Source organism: Pectinatus sottacetonis, assembly GCF_015732155.1.
Taxonomy (GTDB): Bacteria; Bacillota; Negativicutes; order Selenomonadales; family Selenomonadaceae; genus Pectinatus; species Pectinatus sottacetonis.
The window spans coordinates 1,147,861-1,168,300 of sequence record NZ_WIQK01000001.1; the positions used below are offsets into that span (position 1 = coordinate 1,147,861).

Annotated in this window: 17 protein-coding genes; 8 read left to right on the forward strand and 9 right to left on the reverse strand. The window is 34.0% G+C overall.

Annotated elements, in window-relative coordinates; genetic code table 11:
- The first annotated feature begins 272 nt into the window (after positions 1–272).
- The 6 genes from I6760_RS05335 (at position 273) to I6760_RS05360 (ending at position 5,702) form a co-directional block, all read left to right on the forward strand.
- Positions 273–686: a PTS sugar transporter subunit IIA gene (locus I6760_RS05335; protein WP_196593420.1), complete on the forward strand. Its 414-nt coding sequence runs from the start codon at positions 273–275 to the stop codon at positions 684–686.
- A gap of 580 nt (positions 687–1,266) precedes the next feature.
- Entirely contained in the window at positions 1,267–1,743 is a 477-nt protein-coding gene (locus I6760_RS05340) for a PTS system mannose/fructose/N-acetylgalactosamine-transporter subunit IIB (RefSeq protein ID WP_196593421.1), read from the forward strand.
- A 35-nt stretch (positions 1,744–1,778) separates the two neighbouring features.
- Entirely contained in the window at positions 1,779–2,543 is a 765-nt protein-coding gene (locus tag I6760_RS05345; RefSeq protein ID WP_196593422.1) for a PTS mannose/fructose/sorbose/N-acetylgalactosamine transporter subunit IIC, read from the forward strand.
- A complete protein-coding gene (locus I6760_RS05350; RefSeq protein WP_196593423.1) occupies positions 2,543–3,361 on the forward strand; it encodes a PTS system mannose/fructose/sorbose family transporter subunit IID in 819 nt (272 codons plus the stop codon). Before I6760_RS05345 ends, I6760_RS05350 begins: the two co-directional genes overlap by 1 nt.
- A gap of 36 nt (positions 3,362–3,397) precedes the next feature.
- Positions 3,398–4,750 carry a sn-glycerol-1-phosphate dehydrogenase gene (locus I6760_RS05355; RefSeq protein WP_196593424.1) on the forward strand — a complete coding sequence of 451 codons (1,353 nt, stop codon included), beginning with the start codon at positions 3,398–3,400 and terminating at the stop codon, positions 4,748–4,750.
- Between the two features lie 142 nt (positions 4,751–4,892).
- Entirely contained in the window at positions 4,893–5,702 is an 810-nt protein-coding gene (locus I6760_RS05360) for an HAD-IIA family hydrolase (protein WP_196593425.1), read from the forward strand.
- Positions 5,703–5,804: 102 nt separating this feature from the next.
- Here I6760_RS05360 and I6760_RS05365 read toward each other — a convergent pair whose 3' ends face one another.
- The 8 genes from I6760_RS05365 to I6760_RS05400 form a co-directional block, all read right to left on the reverse strand.
- On the reverse strand, positions 5,805–7,148 hold the full coding sequence (locus tag I6760_RS05365) for a sensor domain-containing protein (RefSeq protein WP_196593426.1): 1,344 nt from the start codon (positions 7,146–7,148) through the stop codon (positions 5,805–5,807).
- Positions 7,149–7,204: 56 nt separating this feature from the next.
- On the reverse strand, positions 7,205–8,434 hold the full coding sequence (locus tag I6760_RS05370; RefSeq protein ID WP_196593427.1) for an EAL and HDOD domain-containing protein: 1,230 nt from the start codon (positions 8,432–8,434) through the stop codon (positions 7,205–7,207).
- Positions 8,435–8,509: 75 nt separating this feature from the next.
- A complete protein-coding gene (locus tag I6760_RS05375) occupies positions 8,510–10,231 on the reverse strand; it encodes a methyl-accepting chemotaxis protein (protein ID WP_196593428.1) in 1,722 nt (573 codons plus the stop codon).
- 402 nt (positions 10,232–10,633) lie between these two features.
- Positions 10,634–10,858, reverse strand: coding sequence for a helix-turn-helix domain-containing protein (locus tag I6760_RS05380; protein WP_196593429.1), 225 nt, complete (start codon positions 10,856–10,858; stop codon positions 10,634–10,636).
- Positions 10,859–11,073: 215 nt separating this feature from the next.
- Complete coding sequence (gene tkt, locus I6760_RS05385; RefSeq protein WP_196593430.1) at positions 11,074–13,065, reverse strand: transketolase; 1,992 nt, start codon at positions 13,063–13,065, stop codon at positions 11,074–11,076.
- Positions 13,066–13,492: 427 nt separating this feature from the next.
- Entirely contained in the window at positions 13,493–14,812 is a 1,320-nt protein-coding gene (locus tag I6760_RS05390; protein WP_196593431.1) for a putative bifunctional diguanylate cyclase/phosphodiesterase, read from the reverse strand.
- Positions 14,813–14,814: 2 nt separating this feature from the next.
- Entirely contained in the window at positions 14,815–16,803 is a 1,989-nt protein-coding gene (locus I6760_RS05395) for a cache domain-containing protein (protein ID WP_196593432.1), read from the reverse strand.
- 171 nt (positions 16,804–16,974) lie between these two features.
- A complete protein-coding gene (locus I6760_RS05400) occupies positions 16,975–17,643 on the reverse strand; it encodes a YjbE family putative metal transport protein (protein WP_196593433.1) in 669 nt (222 codons plus the stop codon).
- Positions 17,644–17,997: 354 nt separating this feature from the next.
- Between I6760_RS05400 and I6760_RS05405 the strand changes: the two genes are divergently transcribed.
- Both I6760_RS05405 and I6760_RS05410 read left to right on the forward strand, forming a co-directional pair.
- Positions 17,998–18,606, forward strand: a complete 609-nt coding sequence (locus tag I6760_RS05405) for a TetR/AcrR family transcriptional regulator (protein ID WP_196593434.1) — start codon at positions 17,998–18,000, stop codon at positions 18,604–18,606.
- Between the two features lie 53 nt (positions 18,607–18,659).
- Positions 18,660–19,325, forward strand: coding sequence for a type 1 glutamine amidotransferase domain-containing protein (locus tag I6760_RS05410; RefSeq protein ID WP_196593435.1), 666 nt, complete (start codon positions 18,660–18,662; stop codon positions 19,323–19,325).
- 202 nt (positions 19,326–19,527) lie between these two features.
- Here I6760_RS05410 and I6760_RS05415 read toward each other — a convergent pair whose 3' ends face one another.
- Entirely contained in the window at positions 19,528–20,295 is a 768-nt protein-coding gene (locus tag I6760_RS05415; RefSeq protein WP_196593436.1) for an EFR1 family ferrodoxin, read from the reverse strand.
- Positions 20,296–20,440 lie beyond the last annotated feature (145 nt).

Here is a 20,440-nt window from a genome sequence, read left to right on the forward strand (position 1 = left end):
TCTTAAAAATCTAATAAATATTATAATACAGTAAATTGATACACATTATTATACCATAATAATGTGTATCAATAAAAAAATAATTGCTATTTTAGAATTAATAAAAAAATTTTTATCTTGTAAAAATACCATTAACAAAATGCCGTTAACAATGATAACTTTAAATTTCTTTTGTAATAATAATTATTATAAAACATAAATATAATGTGTATTGGCATATATCTTGCATTATGATTAATAGTGTAAAAATTAAAAGGAAGGGAGATGCTTAAATGATCGGAATTTTATTATTAACACATGAAGACTTTGGTAAAGCTATGCTAAAAAGTGCTGAACTTGTATTGGGAACTGTAGACAGAGTAAAAACATTAGGACTACACAGAGGAGATGATATAGAAAAATTTTGTGACAGTGTAAAAAATGAAATTGAATTGTTAAATCAAAATGATGGTGTATTAGTTTTTACTGATTTATTTGGTGCCAGTCCTTATAATGCAGCAGCAATAGCAAGTTCCAAAATTAAAGTACCCTATAAATGTATCACAGGTCTTAACTTCCCAATGCTTTTAGAAGCATTAACTATGCGCAATAATTATAAACTATCCGCATTAACCAAATTTTGTATAGAATCAGGCAAAACAGGAATAAAAGAATTATTTAATGAATTATCAAAAATTGACAAATAAAGCTTTTGAGTCAATTCCACAGCACCGGATTGGTTATTAGCAACATCTAAAGAGATAAAGATATGAGCGGCTTCGATGATTCAAAATCGGGTAGTGCAACCACATTTTCTCAAGAACTAATATCTATTCCAACGAACAAAGTAGAAAGAATATCCGCCTTCTTCATGAGAAATACACACTTTTCCAGCTAAGAATTGGAAGAGTAGAAAAGGAATATCCTGATCTTAAACGCTGACCGCACCCTAGCGAATGAGCATTCACCTGTGAAAAAATAAGTTGCTGGCAAAAACACTTTCATCCAGGGATGCAATATCTGTGTAAACGGCATCTTACGAATAAGGAGGCGTCAAGCTTTCTAAGCAGTCGCTGTAACGCGCTGAAGGAGTGAAAAGACGTAACTCTTGCTACAAGATCACTAGAGTCTAGTGTAGCACTAGAAGTTCCTAAAATACCTAAATAAAATAAAAAATAAGTTTTGTAAGTAAGGCGAATATCTTGCTTACAAAACTTATTATACAAGCACTTTGAATTTTTTTAAATACTGAGAAAAACCTATAGTTATATAAGGAAGAGTAAGAAAATGTTAAATATTGTATTAACAAGAATCGATGATAGATTAATTCACGGTCAGGTAGTTACAGCCTGGGCAAAAGTAACCAAGGGAAATCGTATCATAGTAGTAGATGATGGTGTAGCTAATGATGAATTTATGTCAAAAATAATCACCATGGCTGCTCCTGCTTCCTTTAAAATAGGAATACATACTATAGAACAGGCAGCTAACATTCTAAAAAGTGATGATACCGGAGAGCGCGTAATTGTTTTAGTTAAGACACCTGTAACAGTAAAAGCATTAATGGATAAAGGCGTAAAAATAAAGAACCTTGATTTAGGTGGTATGGGCGCCACTAAAGGAAGAAAACAATTATATCGTAATATTTCTATTTCTGAAGATGAAAAAAAATGTTTTGAGTCATTAATGGATAAAAACGTTAATGTATTTGTCCAAATCGTCCCAGATGATTCACCTAAAGATATTAAAAACTTTTTTAAATAATATTTATCATATAATTAAATAAAGGGGAGACTAATATGGAAGTTACTTTTTTACAAGCAGCATTAATAGGATTATTTTACTATCTTTCGTGGAGTCCTTGGTTAACATATGTTGGATTCTTTACTTTTAACAGACCTTTATTAGCCGGTTTTATAACGGGGATAATTTTAGGAAATCCTCTGGAAGGTGCACTGATAGGTGCGGGGATAAATGTTATTTACCTAGGTTTCATATCAGCCGGCGGTGCTCAAATGGGCGATCCCTCCTTTGCCGGATATGTAGGAACCGCATTAGCCATTGCCTCAAATCTTGATATTTCAACAGCAATGGCCATCTCTGTTCCATTGGGAACAATTGCTACAGTATTATGGATTGCTAAAATGACAATTAATTCATTTTTTATTCATTGGGCTGACAAAGAAGTGGAAAAGGGAAATATAAATATGGTACCGTTTATAAATATAGTACCACCACAGATTTTACTATTTGTTATGAGCTTTATACCAGCAACATTAGTTGTATATTATGGTCCAACTGCTGTAAATGGGATGTTGAATATATTAACTCCCAACATACTTCATGTATTTAATGTAATCGGTGCAATGCTTCCTGCCTTAGGAATTGCGATGAATTTAAAATTAATTGGTAACAATTTCACAATGCCCTTCTTTGTTTTAGGAATATTATGTTCTGTATACTTCCATATGGACATAATTATAATTTCAATAATCGGCATTGTCATAGCTTTAACAATCAGTGCTATTAATTATCGTAATGGAGATAAGGGAGGTATAGTGTAATGAAAGATATAAATCTTAGTAAAAAAGATGTCCGCAAATCATGGTTTAATTGGTTTATGTTTGCACAATCCAGTTATAATTATGAACGACTGCAAGCTCTCGCTTTTGCACATTCAATGCTGCCAATCATAAAAAAACTTTATCCCAAAGATAAAGCTCAACAGAAATCCGGTATTACACGCCATATGTCATTCTTTAACACAGAACCAATATGTGGCTCTGTTATCCACGGTGTAACTGTCGCAATGGAAGAAGAACGAGCTAAAGGTCAGCCTATAACCGATGAAGCTTTTGATGGAATAAAAACAGGCTTAATGGGACCATTAGCTGGCGTTGGAGACACCCTAACGCAAGGCGTTATAACTCCGATAATGCTTGCTATCTGCATTGGTATAACAAACAACAATAATATTGCTGGTCCCATAATTTTTTTATTAGCACAATTTATGGTAATGACGGGAATTTCTTATAATATGTGGTTTAATGGTTATAAATATGGTAGAAAAGCTGTAGAAGAAATAATGTCCGGCGGTAAAATAAACCGTGTTATTGAAGCTGCTTCACTTTTAGGTACAATGGTTATGGGTGGCCTGGTAGGCAGATTCATTCCCTTAAAATTTTATTTAAATTTCAATTTGGGTGGTAACAGTACATTTAATCTGCAATACGATTTATTAGATAAATTAATGCCCGGACTCATCCCACTAGTATTAACACTAGCCGTGCTACATTACGTAAAAAAGGGTACTTCTCCTATAAAATTAATGGGTGCATTAATTTTATTTGGAATTATCACAGGTTGCATGGGAATTTTTTAACTAAATTATTCTATTGTAAGAAAAAGGAGAATTTAATTGTATAATTGGTCAGAATTTATAGGAAAACGCTATAAGTGTCAGTGTGGTCATATTCATGAATGCGACATTCAGCACATAGTAGTAGAAAAAAATGCCTTAATTAAAATAGTAAGCTATATAAAAACAGCTTCTTACAATGGTATTTGTATCATTGCTGATAAAAATACTGAAAAAGCAGCTGCAACTAAACTTTACGAAATACTAGAACAAAATAACATAGTATATACAAAATATGTATTTTCTGAAAATGAACTAGTACCTGACGAAATTGCTGTAGGAAAAATTATTACCCACCTAGCAAAAAAATGTGAATTACTTATTGGCATTGGTTCTGGCGTGATTAATGATTTATGTAAATTTATATCTTATACATTAAAAATAGATTATTTTATTGTTGCGACAGCTCCATCAATGGATGGATACGCATCAGATGGTGCAGCTTTAATTATAGACAATTTGAAAACTACTTATGAAAAAGTAGGCCGTCCCAAAGCAATAATAGCTGATACCAGCATATTGAAAAATGCTCCCATGCATCTAATCACAGCAGGTATCGGTGATATCTTCGGCAAATATATATGTCTTACTGACTGGCAGTTATCCCATATTATAACCGGAGAATATTATTGCCAAAAATTAGTTGATATAATGAATAAAGCAGTACTTGCTGTTACTGATGCCGCTAATGAAGGAATAATACAAAGAAATGAAAAAGCTATTGGCTCTGTAATGGAAGGATTAATTCTAGCGGGTATTGATATGAGTTACAGTGGCAATTCCAGGCCAGCCTCAGGAAGTGAACATCATATGTCGCATTATTGGGAAATGATATTTTTGCAACAAGGACATGAAGGGGTTCACCATGGAACAAAAGTAGGAGTTGGAACAATTATTTCATTGATGTTATATAAAAAATTAGCGGAAAAATTAAAACTAACAACTACTTTTCCACAAAAACATTTTAACAAATCCACCTGGATAGCAAATATAAAGAATGTATATGGCAAAGCCGCTCCTGGAGTTATAGCTTTAGAAGAATATGCACAAAAAAATGATGATGCTAAAGTTGCTACCAGGCTTAGTAATATTAAAAAATATAAAAACAATATTATTAATTTAGCAGAAAAATTGCCTAATATCAGTAAATTGATCGAGCTGATGAGAAAAATAAATGCACCATATCATCCTGCACAAATAGGAGTTACTGAGGAAATGGTAAAAAATGCTATAATTTATGCTAAGGAATTACGTAATAGATATGGGATATTGCAGCTATTATTTGATTGTGGTTGGCAGGAAGAGTTTGCCAACGAAATATGCCATGAACTTAATGCTATGAATAAATCATAAAACTTATATACTTCATTTAATGATAAAACATCCAGGCAGTATTTCTAGTCATTGTCTGGATATTTTATATGTGAATTTTCTTCTATCAAAACTTTAAAATATTTTAACAATATTTTAATCAACAAAAAGGAGCATAAACAAAATGTTACCAAATATAAATATGGATAAGAATAATTTTTTAGAAAATATAAAATATTTTGTTTTAGATATGGATGGTACTATTTATTTAGACGACTATTGGATAGATGGTGCTAAAGATTTTTTACACAAAATTGAACAATCAGGAAGAAAGTATGTTTTTCTAACTAATAATTCTTCCAAGAGTTCTCAAAACTATATTGAAAAACTGCATCATATGGGCCTTGATATTGATTCTAAGCAAATAATCACCTCTGGTCAGGCTACAATTTACTATTTACAGCAACATTATCCTGGCAAAAAAGTGTTTTTATTAGGTAATGAATCATTGCATAAAGAATTTATAAAAAATGGCATCATCTTAGACGAAAAAAATCCTGATATTGTAGTTACTGCCTTTGATACTAGCCTTGACTACAAAAAAATGTGCAAAGTATGTGATTTTGTACGTACTGGATTACCCTATATTTCAACACATCCCGACCACAATTGTCCAACAAAAACTGGATTTATTCCTGACTCAGGTGCAATCCAAGCCTTTATCCATGCCTCTTCTTTCCGCTATCCTGATCGCATTATTGGCAAACCTAATATTGATATTATAAAATATCTATTAATCCATCTTCATACTACTAGTAGTTATGTAGCTATAGTCGGTGATCGCCTTTATACAGATATTGCTGCTGGAGTTGATAATGGTCTTTGCAGCATATTAGTATTAAGCGGTGAAACCAAACTTGAAGATGTTGCTGAATCGAAAATTAAACCTAATTTAATTTTCGATTCAGTAAAGGAAATTATTCCACTATTATAAGAAATCTAAAAAGGCTATTGACAGGCTCTCATCCTTTTAAAAGTCCATCAATAGTCTTTATTTAATAGCAACAAAATGTATCGTTCTGGTAAATCAAACAGCTTAATTTGAATAAAAACAGTATTTATTATTCCCGGAATTCTTGGCAGCATACATGGCCACATCAGCTTTTTTCAACAGCATCTGGACAGTTTTTCCGTCCTGTGGATACCGGCTTATACCAATACTGGTAGCAACATTTATAATGTGTCCTTCCAAAACAAGTGGCTGTGATACTATCCTGATTATCTTATCTGCAACCTTAACGACATCTTCATGTTTTACAATATTATTTAAAATAATGGTAAATTCATCGCCCCCCATTCTGGCTATTAAATCCGTACTATACAAGTTATCTTTTAATCGCTTGGCAATAATTTTCAGCAAGGCATCTCCCATATTATGTCCCAATGTATCATTTACTTTTTTGAAATTATCAAGGTCAAGGAAAAACACCGCCATCATATTGGCAGTATTTTTTAAATCAGCAATAATTGTCCTCAATTTAAAATAGAAACAGCGCCTATTAGGCAATCCTGTCAAAATATCGTGTAATGCCTGATATTTGAGTTTTTCTTCATAATTAAATCGTTCTGTCAAATCACATATCATATAGGCATACATTTTTACTTTTCCTTCGGAATCACAGATAGGATTTACCGATGTCCATGACAGATATTCACCCTGATTTTTTTTCTTTACCCATATTTCCCCGGTCCAATATCCGTCGCTTTCCAATAATCGCTGGATATTTTCATAAAAACATTTTTTATGTCTGTCGGATTTTAATATTTCTATAGAAATACCTGTCACATCTTTTGCTGTATATCCTGTAACGTTTATAAATGCAGGATTTATCATTTGTATGATTTTATTTTTGTCAGTAATGACAAATCCATCGTTGGCATTTTCAAATATTTGCTCTGCTGCATTTAATTTTATAAAAGACGTCCGTAATGTTTCTATTTTTTTATCCAGTGCTTTTTTAAATTTTAATTTACAGGCAATGTCTTTTATAATTTCTATTTTATAGTTAATTATTTCTTCCATATCTGTTACGGGAAATATTTTAATTAATGTATTTAACGTTTTTCCCTTTCTATCTATTTGTACTATTTCATAATTATCTATTTTCTTTCCTGCTTGAATTTTTTCAATAACTTGTCTTACATCTTCTTTTTTATCATTTGGGAATAACGTAAATATAGATTTCCCGATTATTTCTTTTGCTGTATATCCATATATCCGGGATGATTTATCGTTCCAACTAATGATCATACCGAGCTCATCATCATCAATTATAATATCAAAAGATGCCTTTACTATAGCATTATGCTGTATTATAATACTTCGAAAGCAAAAGAACTTATTAGGCTGACTATAATCTATTTTTATATTATTGGACAAACACATATTTTAATTTCTCAACTTTCTTAACTACTAAATAATTATTGCTATTTAAGCTATATACTATGATTTATATTATTAGACCACTCGATAGCCTCATTATAAAATAATGCCAACAGGTTTTCTGGGATATTATATATAATGCACCAATCAGCTATATCACTCCATGATGCCTGCTCATATTTTAATGCCAATGAAAGTAATGCTCCCAGCTGATTATTATTACTAAGCAAAGCTTTTCGTACTTCATTGGTCAATCCCAGATCTTCCGCTATCTTTTCCATTGGTTCTTCTAAAACTATATCTGATAAAGACAATATCCCAACCAAAAATGCTGTATCTTTCTCCAAGGACAGCTCAGGTATATTGGCTGCCACAAGCTCACAAAATTTTGCCCTTATAAGCGATAAAACAAATATTTCATTTGGTTTTTCAGTCATTAATTCTCTCAGGCAGAGTAAATTCGTCCAGTTCTGCATCCCCTTTACCCCTAAAAGAGTAACAGCTTGTTTAATATTATGAACTGTATTGGGAATACCTACTCCTGGTGAGTTTATATATTTAAGCAATTTATGAACCAATGAAACATCCCGTTTAATAATATTTTCTATGTGCTCTACATCTACATCACTTTGATTTACTTCTTTTAATAAAGAAATTTGTGAAATATCATTAATAGGATAAACTCTACCAGTTACAATAATAGGACGACAAAAAAAATATCCTTGAAATAATTCGTATCCAAAGGTCAGTGCTTGTTCATAATCATTTTCTGTTTCAACTTTTTCTGCCAATAATTTTACATGTGCCGGGATTATCTTACGCATGCACTGTCTTTCAAGTGGATCGGTTATTGCCATAAAATCTATTTTTATTATATCTGCCAAATCAATAAATTTTTGATATTTTTCCGCAAACATAAAATCATCCAGTACAAATTTATAACCCTTTTCTTTTAACAGCTGACATTTATTTAATAAATTATTTGTCGGTTCAGTATTTTCAAGTATTTCAATAAATACCATTTCAGCAGGTAATAATTGTACATTACCATCTATGATATTTTGTCCCGTGAAATTAATAAAAACCTTTTTGTTTCCTGCCAGTTTATGTAACCCCAAAAATACCATACTATTAAGCAATACATCTTTTGTCGCTATGTATCCATCTACATTTTCATTCATATAATTATTTTTTAAACCATCACGAAAAAGAAGTTCATAGGCAATAGTATCTTTATTTTTATTTAATATAGCCTGTCGTGCTACATATATGTTATTCATCATTTATTTTCCCTAATTATTAACATAACGCCTCCTGCCCGTTAAAAGGCAGGAGGTGTTCTTCCCATTTATATATAATTAAACTTTAAATTTGACTACATTAGCCTGCAGCTTTTCTGCCATTTTTGCTAAATGCTGGCTAGCCGACGCTATCTCTTCTACTGATGCTGACTGTTCTTCTGTAGCCGCTGAAATATTCTGGGTTTCTCCTGAATTTTTTTTACTTGCATCATTTATTTTTTGTACAGCACCTACCACTTCTTTAGTATTATTAGTTATCTTTTCCACCGCAGCAGAATTTTTCTGGATCTGGCTTGTCATGTCACACACCATATGATATATCTGTTCAAAATTATCACCAGCATCAGACACTACTTTACTGCCTTCTGTAACATGATTTTTACTATCACCCATAACTGTAACCACACCATTGGTTTTTATTTGGACTTCATTTATCAGATCAGTAATTTTTTTAGCCGCATCCTGAGATTGTTCCGCCAGCTTCCTTACTTCTTCAGCAACTACTGCAAATCCTTTTCCAGCACTGCCAGCTCTGGCGGCTTCAATTGCTGCATTAAGTGCCAGCAGATTTGTCTGCCCGGAAATATTAGAAATAGCATCTACGATCTGTCCAATTTGTTTTGATTTATTTTCCAGTTCTCCAACAACATTTGACATCGCATCTGTTTTTTCCTGTATAAGTTTCATTTGCTTTACAGCTTTTTGAATTATCTTTTCTCCAGCATCAGCCGTTGATGCCGTTTTTTCTGCTGCCCCTGATACCGTCTGCGTATTTAATGATACCTGCCCTATTGCTTTGGCAATCTGTTCAACAACATTATTAGCTTTATCAGAAAGCTGTACCTGTTGCTCTGATCCGTGAGCTACTTCCGTGACTGAACCCGCCACCTGATTTGATGCCTGGGCAGATTGTTCCGCACTAGCGTTAAGCTGTTCTGATGATGCCGCAAGTTGCTGCGAAGCATTTGTTAAATTTTGTACAAGCTTTCTAATATTCTTTACCATAGCTGAAACAGCTCTTGACACTTCACCAAACTCACTTTCATCAGCCATACTCTTCTCAGGTACATCCTGAGAAAAATTACCATCAGCAAGTATATTCAAAAAACTAACTACCTCTGCCAGTCTGGTACTGATCTGCTTAGTTACAAGCCAGCCCAGAACAATTCCCAGAACAATAGTTAACCCCACTATCGCAGCAAACAAGATATTAGCAAAAACAAAATCTTCCTTTGCCCTGTTATTTATCACAGAAGCAGCTCGATCAGTATCTTCCGCAATCGCTTGCAAATCATTTGCCAGCTTTACTGTCAAAATTCTTCCCTGCTGATCGTATAAAGCATATGCTTCATCATTTTTATTTTGGCCTGCCAGTTTTATGGTTTCTTCCTTAATATTATTATAGCTGGACAGGTCATTTTTCATCGCTGACAGTTCAGCTTTTATTTTATTATTTAAAGGAAGTTTTTCATATTTTAATGTATTATTGTCAAAATCTTTTGTTCTTTTCGTGATATCATTCATCAGTTCTTGATTTCTTGTTTCGTTTTTTGTCAACAGCATAGAATAAATATCGGCTTCTACCTTTTGTAAATTAGCCCTATTTTCATTTACTAATTTTACAGCAATCAAATTCTCATTATATATTTTATCTGCCGTGGCATTCGTTTTATCAAGAAAATAATGCCCTATTACACCGATACAAATAACTCCTGCCAGTAAGACTATGATCAAAAAAAACAGTTTCTGCCTTACTTTAAGATTATTTAACCAATTCAAAAATAACACTCCTTTGTCTACCCTATTATTTACCACAAGCCAATTTTCTATATTAAAAGCTGTTTCTTCCTATTTACAAACTTTCCACATAATATTCATTTATTAGTCTCTTTTAATTTTCTAAATTTACTGCTGTTTATTTACAAATTACCATAATATATACATATATAAATTTTGTATTTTATAATTAAATTATCAAACTATTCTATCAATATCCTCGCTTTCCTATAAAATCTACTATAAAAAGAAAAATACTATCCATCTTCTATGCTTCTAATAAAAATTTGTGAATAAAATTATTCTTTAAAAGTATTCATGTATAATAATTTCACTATTAATTAAATATATGTATATTAGCATTGTATGCGGTTTTTATATGTAAATAAGAATTATGAAGCAATTTTAATCTTGACTGATTAATCTATCAATAGTAACTCCAAGTTCATTAGAAATATTATTTAAAACATTTAATGAAACACAATTTGATAAAAACCCACATTCAATTTTTGCCATGTAACTTTGGCTTATATCAACTTGTTCTGCTAACTGTGCCTGTGTATAGCCCTTACGCTTTCTATAATAAGAAATTTTTAATCCCAAAAGTTTATTATCAATATGCTTAGTCATCTGAAATTTCCTCCTTTTTATAATTATGAACATTTTTCTGTAAAATTAAAATTGACTATAAATGAATATTATTTCAATTATAGTCAATAATATTGTCTTAATAAGTATTATATATACACTATTTGTACAAACAGTGTAACTATTCAAGTAAATAGCGAAAAAAATAGTGCCTCACAATTTTTTTATTGTGAGGCACTATTTTTTTACGTTAAATTTTATTTATGCAAAACCATTTTCATTGCATTAACTACATTTTCTTTTGTAAAACCAAATTTTTTAAATAATTTTTCTGCTGGTGCTGATGCGCCAAAACCCCTCATCGTAACAGTAGCACCATCTATTCCTATATATCTGCCCCAGCCAAAATCAACTGCTGCTTCAACAGCTACACGGCCACGGACTTCTGCTGGTAAAATACTTTCCTTATAAGCTTCACTTTGTTGTTCAAAAAGATCCATACAGGGCATACTTACAACACGTACATCTATGTTTTCTGCTGCTAAAATCTTCTTGGCTTCTATTACCAATGCTACTTCTGAACCGCTTGCAATTAAAATCCCATCTGGAACTGATTTTGCCGCATCATCTATTATATATGCACCTTTTAAAGCTTCTTTGCTACTGCCTTTCAGCTGTGGAAGATTCTGCCGTGTCAATACTAATGCCGTCGGCGTATTTTTACTTATCAAAGCCTGATACCATCCCGCTGCTGTTTCTGTAGCATCCGCTGGCCGGAATACATTAATATTTGGTAATGCCCTGAGCATTGCTAACTGTTCAACTGGTTCATGTGTAGGACCATCTTCACCTACGCCGATACTGTCATGTGTCAATACATAAATGGCCGGAATTTTCATAAGTGACGCCAAACGTATCATCGGCTTCATATAATCACTAAAAACAAAGAAAGTAGCAGCATACGGACGCAGTCCCCCATGCAGCAGCAAACCATTAGTAATACCCGCCATTGCTAATTCCCGCACCCCAAAATGTAAGTTGCGTCCCGCATAATTTTCACAGGAAAAATCTGTTTCCCCATTCATATGAGTCTTATTAGAAGGAGCTAAATCAGCACTGCCGCCAATAAACTGCGGTAATATATCCTTAATACGATTTATCATAATGCCGGAAACACTTCTTGTCGCCTGAGGTTTATCTTCATAAGACCAAAAAGCTTCATCGTATAAAAGGCTCTGTGCATCTATTTCAGTATGAATCTGTTCCCATATTTTCTTTTCTTTCGGAAAAGCATCTGCATAATCAGCGAACATTTTCTGCCATTGGCGTTCCGTCTCTGCACCTTTTTCAGCCATTTGTTTATAATGGGCATAAACTTCTGCCGGAATAGAAAAAGCTTTCTGTGTCGGCCAGCCAAGATTTTCTTTTAAGGCTCTTATATTTTCTTCACCCAATGGTTCTCCATGGGCACTTGCTTTTCCCTGCTTTGCTGGACAACCGTATCCGATCTGAGTTTTTACCGTAATAAATGATGGATGTTTTTTATCTGCCTTTGCTTTTTCAATGGCATTGCCGATGGCCTGCAGGTCATTGCCATCTTCTACTGTAATCGTTTGAAAACCAAAAGCTTCCATACGTTTCTGTACATTTTCAGTAAATGCAATGTCTGTACTTCCTTCAATAGAAATTTTATTGCTGTCATATAAAATAATCAATTTAGACAGCCCCAGAGTTCCTGCTAAAGAAAAAGCCTCCGAAGAAATTCCCTCCATCATGCATCCATCTCCGCCGAGAGCGAACGTATAATGGTCAACGAGGGGAAAATCAGGCTTGTTAAAGGTTGCTGCTAAGTGGGCTTCTGCCATTGCCATCCCAACAGCCATTGCCATCCCTGCTCCCAACGGACCAGTTGTAGCTTCAACTCCTACAGTATGTCCATATTCCGGATGGCCCGGTGTAAGTGAATCTTCCTGTCGAAAGTTTTTCATATCATCCATAGTCAACCCGTAGCCAAAAAAGTGCAGCAACGAATAAAGTAGTGCCGAGCCATGCCCACCGGAAAGAATAAACCGATCCCTATTTACCCATTGGGGATCTTTAGGATTATGTTTCATGTGATTAGCCCATAATTCATATGCCATTGCCGCAGCCCCCAAGGGAAGTCCCGGATGACCTGAATTGGCCTTTTGTACTGCATCTGCTGATAAAACACGAATAGCATTCACACATTCCATATCAATATTACCCATACATTTCTCCTCTTTACCTTTTTCATACCTGCCATTATCCATCAGAACAATATGTCTTTTAAACATACTACTTATAAAAATAACACAAATTATTTCTTATTTCAAATAAAATTATTTTGTCTGAAACTTGTAAATCATATGACAAAATTATTTATGCTGCGTTTGAAGTAAAATTACATGTTTTTCTATAATTCAAAATATATAGTACTCTCACTGTTAAAGAAAGCACAAGCATTAATTAGTTTTATCAGTTGCCACCATATGTGCAGCATTATTCCTTCCCAATATTTGTACAGTAATATTTTACCGCTTTATAGTCTGTATTATCTGGTATAATATAATGAATATAATTAATTCAACCTGCAAATATAGTATATCTGCTTTAATAAACAAGGTAAAGTAAAACTGTACTTACCTTAGATAAAATTTACCTCAAGCAAAATTTTACCGCTTCTTTTTCATCAATTGGTTTACTGAAAATATACCCCTGGATATAATCACAACTGCATCCACGCAGCTTTTCAAGCTGTTCCTGCGTTTCTACACCTTCTGCAACGATTTCCATTCCCAGCGTATGTCCCAGTTCAACAATAGAAGCTACCACGCGCATCTGCATATTGTCAAAAGCAATTTTGTCAATAAAAGATTTATCAATCTTTAAACAATTTACTGGCAGTGTACGTAAATATGTCAATGATGAAAACCCTGTACCAAAATCATCCAAAGCCAGACTCATACCATCGTTCTGTAATCCCTTGAGTTTAGGTACATTATCCGCCAAATTTTCCATCAACACACTTTCTGTGACTTCAATTTCTATTTGCTGTGGTGAAATTTCCGCTGCTTTTATTGTTTTGCGTACATATTCTACAAAATTATCATCTTTTATCTGCCGAGGCGATATATTTACTGCTATTCTTATATCTGCTTTCCCCATGTCAGATAATACTCTGGCAAAACTGCATACTCTTTGCAAAACCCATTTGCCAATGTCGACAATAAGCCAGCTTCTTTCCGCCAGCGGGATAAATCTCCCTGGAGAAACAAGTCCATAGTCAGGGCTATCCCAGCGCAGTAAAGCCTCTAATCCTATAAGACGACTGCCATCGACTGTCATCTGCGGCTGGTACTGTAGAAAAAGCTCATTGCTAATCAAAGCCCGATGCAGTCTGTTGATCATCATTGTATCTTCTGCCGTTTTCTGCAGCAGTTCAGGAGTAAAGAATCGCCAGCAATTTCTCCCTGCTGTTTTAGCAGCATACATTGCTGCATCAGCTTTCTTTAGAATATCTTCCAATTTATCTCCCTGTTGCGGATATAATACAAGTCCCATACTGGCAGAAAGCTGTATCTGCTGTTCATTCTCAATATCATATTCCTGGCAAAGTTTTCCTAAAAGCCGCTCAGCAATATTTGCTGCTGCATATTTATCGCTGTTACCGCGCAATATCACGATAAATTCATCACTGCTGACTCTGAATACGGATGCATTTTCCGTAAAAAATTCCTGTAGAGTCTTTCCTGCTGCAATAATAACTTTATCACCGGCAGAATGACCAAAAGTATCATTAACCGTTTTAAAATCATCTAAATCAATGGAAAACAAAATTCCGCCTTCTCCTCCATGGCTGGCCTGCGCTAATACATCTGCCAATGCCACATTTAAACTTATACGGTTTGGCAAGCTTGTCAGAGTATCATTAAACGCTATATGGCGTATCTGCTGCTGCGTCTGCTCTTTTTCCATAGCTAATCCGCAAACTGTTGCAATACTTCAATATCCTCAAGTGGTATTTCGTACTTATCATTCCACGCAGCAACCAATAATCCTTTAACGGCCTGGTTTTGTTTTAATGGAACAAAAATCATGTTTGCAAATTTAGTATCATTATTTGATTGTTGTCCATTGTAGTGCCACCTATCTCTATCGTGAATTACCCGACCTTCATTATACAACGTTTTTAAAGGGCCTTCTTCAACTATGATTTCCTGCGCCATAAGTTTTTTATATTTTCCCATACCATAATGAATAACAAAGCTCTGCCCATCTTTAATATAACTACCAATGAATCCAGATTCTGCCGCAACTAGCTGAATAGCATTAGACATGATTGTTGCTGTCAGCTGTTCGTTATCATTAGTAGAACGAATCAATAAATTAGTCGTTGCCCTATATTGCTTTTCCCGCAGCAGCAGCTTATCTTCAGTCTGCTGACGAATATGATTTTCCTCGTGTAAATTATCATTGCTCTGCGCAAGCTCTTCATTTATTGCCGTCATTTCTTCATTCATCGCTGTAAGCTCCTGATTTGCCGCAAACAATTCCTGTGTCCTTTCTTCGACCTTTTGTTCCATTGCATCATATGCCTGTTTTAATTTGAGCTCACTTTGTTTCTGCACAGTAACATCATGCCAAATAAATACGGCATAGAAATCATCTCCAATTTTTATTGCATCAGCTGACAACATACCTGTACGTCTGTCCCTGTTTTTTGTGTACCAAAAGCATTCTACCCCATAAACAGATTTTTCCCGCCGCAATGCTTCATAAATAGTTTTCCGCTGCCTATCATCCCACAAATTAAGCTCTCTGGATGTTTTTCCCACTATTTCATTATGCTCATATCCAAGTATTTTATAAAAAGCATCATTTACTTCGATAATTCTTTCATTTCCTAAATTTATTATACCAATGGCATCAGCAACATTTTTAAATGCTTTAAAATATTTTTCCTCCGGTCTAGCAAAACGCTTACTTATCAATAAAACAATTAATGCCCCCATTAAAATACAACCAAATGCCGTTAACAAAAGAACCTTATTCAATGATGATATCGGCCCAGTAACTTCTTTTTCCGGGGCTGAAACAGCTACCAGCCAACGTGTTCCACCTGGCAGATCCAATGGTGTAAATACCGTAAAAATGGCTCCATGTTTTGAGTCATATATGCCATGAACAGGCTTATCGCTTTTTAACCCGGTTTTTAGTAATGTAATCAGCCTTGTATCCATTTCAGATATTTTTTTCCCCATTGCTGTTTGCTCTTGCAGTAAATTTATCTTTCCATTCATTTCAGGATGTAATTTATGCGCTATAATAACCCCTGACTGATTAACAATAAACCCATACCCTGTATCCATAAATTTTATTTTATTAACAAACTTCATCAAACTATCCAGTGGCATAGTACCTTGAATAACCGCCCTCAATTGTCCTTTATACATTATCGGAGCAGAGATCGCCAATGATTTGCGTCCTGATTCTCTGGATAATATTGGTTCTGATATTACTACTTTTTTAGTCTGCAAAACTTTTTTATAATATTCACGGTTACCAATATATGCTGTACTGCCATCCGCTCTTATCATGTTTCCCTCTAAATCTATATAATTCATACCGGAAAAATGATGATTGCGCTGTAATGAATCGTCCAATGCTTCTACTATCTGATTTTTATTTTCTGGATGTACTATATGAGGGTTTGCTGCAACATCTTTTATATACACTGTTAATCCATTCAAAAATCCATACGTGCGATTCGCATAATCAGCCCCGATTGCAGCAGCGTTCGAATTTACACTTTTTGTTAGTGCCTTATCGGAAAAATAATAACTGATCGCTGTAAACAATCCCAGTGACATAAACATAAGTACCAGCATTATTAATAATAATCGTGTTCTAATGCTCGCTAATCTAAACGCATCATCATAAACCTGTTTATGCATTAATCCTTTCATAAATTACATCTCCGTTCCTTCAATACTGTTTATAGATGTAAGTCGTTCTCTAATATTTTGAATATTCCTGTATTTCAATTTCTCTATATATATGCACAAATCCTTTATAATGACTATATTTTATAAAACTTTTATTTTTACATAACAGTTATTGTCTCTAAAAACTTAATCTCAAAACTTAGTTTTTTTTAAAATGCCATATAATATAATTCCCATCACAAAAATAATTTCTATATATCCTGTAAAATCAGCCAGATAAATCCCCATGGCTTTATCTGATGCTACCATCTTAGCTGCGGTAAATGCCAAAACTGCCCCTCCGGCATAAATAACCAAAGGAAATTTTTTTAAAATGACTAAAAAAAATTTTGCTCCGCAGACTATTATAGGCAGACTTATCAAAACACCGCATATTACAAGACTCCATTTATTACCTGGTACGGTACTTGCCACTCCGGCCATAGATAAAATATTATCTATGCTCATTATTAAATCAGCGATGATAATAGTTTTAACTGCACTGAAAAGTGTCACTGGCATTTTTTTATTACTCTGTTCATCACTATTTGTCAGCAGATTACCAGCAACATAGAGCAAAACAATTCCTCCTAAAAATTGAATATATGCTATGGATAATATTTTTAGCGCAAATGCAGTAAATACAATACGCGTGAGTACGGCTCCGGCACATCCTAATATCATTGCTTTATATCTATACTGCGATGATATATTCTTGCAGACAAGAGCTATTAAAATCGCATTATCACCACTCATCGTCAAATCTATTAATAATATACTGCTAAGTGCTGTCCACCAGCTTACAGAAAAGAATTCGTTCATATATATCCCTCACAATCAAAAAAGACCTTATCCTGCTAAAATCAAGCAGAATAAGGTCTTGCATACAATGATATTGCCCAGCTGCACCGGAGCAAATGCCCGTATTGACGGTTATCAGCTGTTAAGCTACTCCCCTTATAGGTAAACTATGTATATGTAGTATACTATAAGTATGCTATATATTCAAGTATTCCATATGTTTTATAAAATTATTTCATTAATTATATTTATAATATAATTTTTATTTATTATGTACTACCATGATTTTAGCTTTTAGTGTATAATAGATTCAGTCTTAGTTTTAAAATGACTGGTCATATAATATATACTATTAAGAAGAGGTGCTAATAATATATGGCACGCAAATCAACTACCGCTATGGAAAAAACAAAACAATGCCTATTAGAAAATGGACTTTTTTTACTACAAAAAAGAGGTTATAATGCTACTGGAATTCAGGAAATAGCAACTCTTTCCAATATTCCCAAGGGATCATTTTATAACTATTTTCCCAGTAAAGAAGCTTTTGGAGTTGCTGTTATTCATTACTATGCAAAAATAACTACAAATTTATGGCGTGAACTTTTAGCTACTCCTGTAAATGTTGATAATCCTTGCGAAACTCTCAGTTCTTCCTTTTTGGCTATAACACAGAAATATTACTGCACAGAAATAAAAAAAGGCTGCCTGCTAGGAACTTTGTCTGCTGAGCTTAGTGAAGCCAGCGAAGAATGCAGAACAGCATTAAAAGAAGCAATTGAACAATTCAAAATTATTTTAATTGACTGCTTAAATACAGCACAGCAAAAGAACAAAATCCGTAGGGATATTCCTGCGGAAAATTTAGCTGATCTGATATGGGATTGCTGGCAAGGCAGCATGCTTAACATGCGCGTCAAAAAATCCATTGTTCCGGTACAGCAAAACTTGAACATCATTTTTAAATATCTGCTCTGTCCTTGAGAGCATTAATAAAACAAAATTTATATAAATAATAAAATGTGAGGTTAAACATTATGAACACAAAAAAGATTTTAATTATTGTTACTAATGTAGATGCTATAGATAAAAATCATCCTACAGGTGTTTGGCTGGAAGAGTTTTCCATTCCTTATAATAAATTTCTAAGGGCAAATTATGATATGACAATAGCCAGTCCGATAGGCGGTAAAGCACCAGTTGATCCCTTGAGTATTCCCGAAAAACTACCTAAAGAATGGCAGCCGGCTTTAGATATTTTAAACGATACAAAACCACTTGCTGATATTCCATATGAAAATTTTGATGCTGTTATCATCCCTGGAGGACATGGTCCCATGCTTGACTTAGCCAAAAATACGTTAGTAGCAAAAATCATTCTTTATTTTGCCAGCAATAACAAACTCATCGCTTCCATATGCCACGGAGCTGCTGCATTAACTGCTGCTGTTGATAAAAATAATCGATCTATACTAGTTGATCGAAATATAACTGGTTTTACTAATGAAGAAGAATCCTTTACCAAATTGGATAAAATTCTGCCGTTTTCTTTAGAGGATAAGCTTAAACAACTAGGCGCCAGATATATAAAAAATGGCCCATGGCAGGAACACATAGTTATTGATGGCAATCTTATCACCGGACAAAATCCTCAGTCCAGTGCTTTGTTTACCAAGGCTGTCATTGACAATCTGAATACCTGAAAATTTTTCTACCAGCCATCATATGTATAACTAAAAAAAGACTATTGTATTAATAGCATTGACCTCATAAGGATACAACCTGTCACTATGCAGTCCCCACATTTTTTTTAAAATTAATTGGGGATAATGGCAGCTTGCATGTTTATGAATAAAATGTTTATATGCAATAGCCTTTTTTATTATATTAATATACTTGGATTAACTAAATAAAGTATTCATTCTTACGCGGCTGCGATAATTTCCTGCTAAAATCAGCTGCAAAATTTTTATATTCCGGTGTATCCATATTCTTAGCACCTGTTGGACAAATACGTATACAGCGGAAACAAGCAATACACTTATTATTATCTATTTTGCTGTAATCTGCCATATCTATGGCTCCTTCAGGACATTGCTGGGCACAAATTCCACACTGCACACACTTTTTTTCATCCGTAAGCGGCCTGAATTTACCACCATTCCCGCCATCATTATGTATATAATCTGGATTTCCCGGCAGTTTTACAGTATTTTTCTGGCCTGATTGTAGTTTAGTTAAAACTTTTGCCGCAAATTTTTTATCTTCATTTATATCATTTTTATCAGGACGTCCTACCTGAATTTCTCCGTAAGTATGCTGCCCGATCAATGCCGCTCCCGCAACTGGTAAAAATCCTTTTTCTTTTACAATATCAGCTAGTTCGAGTAAAGCATCATCATAATCCCTGTTTCCATAAGTTACCGTTACCACACATGGCGTATTATTTCCCTGTACAGCCTGAAGTCTCTGCTTGATTCCTTTAAAAATTCGTCCACTATAAACCGGGGCACCAAATATTACCAAATCTTCTGAAGAAAATTTCTTTTCAACCATTTCCTGTCCTATTGTTATATCTACTTTAGCGGCATCAGGCTGCAGGACATCAGCTATAGCAACTGCCCCCTTTTTAGAAGTTTCCGTTGGTGAAAAATAAATTGCTGTTGTTTTCATTCTTATATCCCTTTCAAATTAAATTTTATAGTGCCATATTCTCCTTGCCTGTACTAAAAAGACAGGCTTTCTTGTTTTATAATTGCTAATACCATAAGTATAAACAAGCTGCCCTTACCCATATCACGGCTTTACATTCTATCTC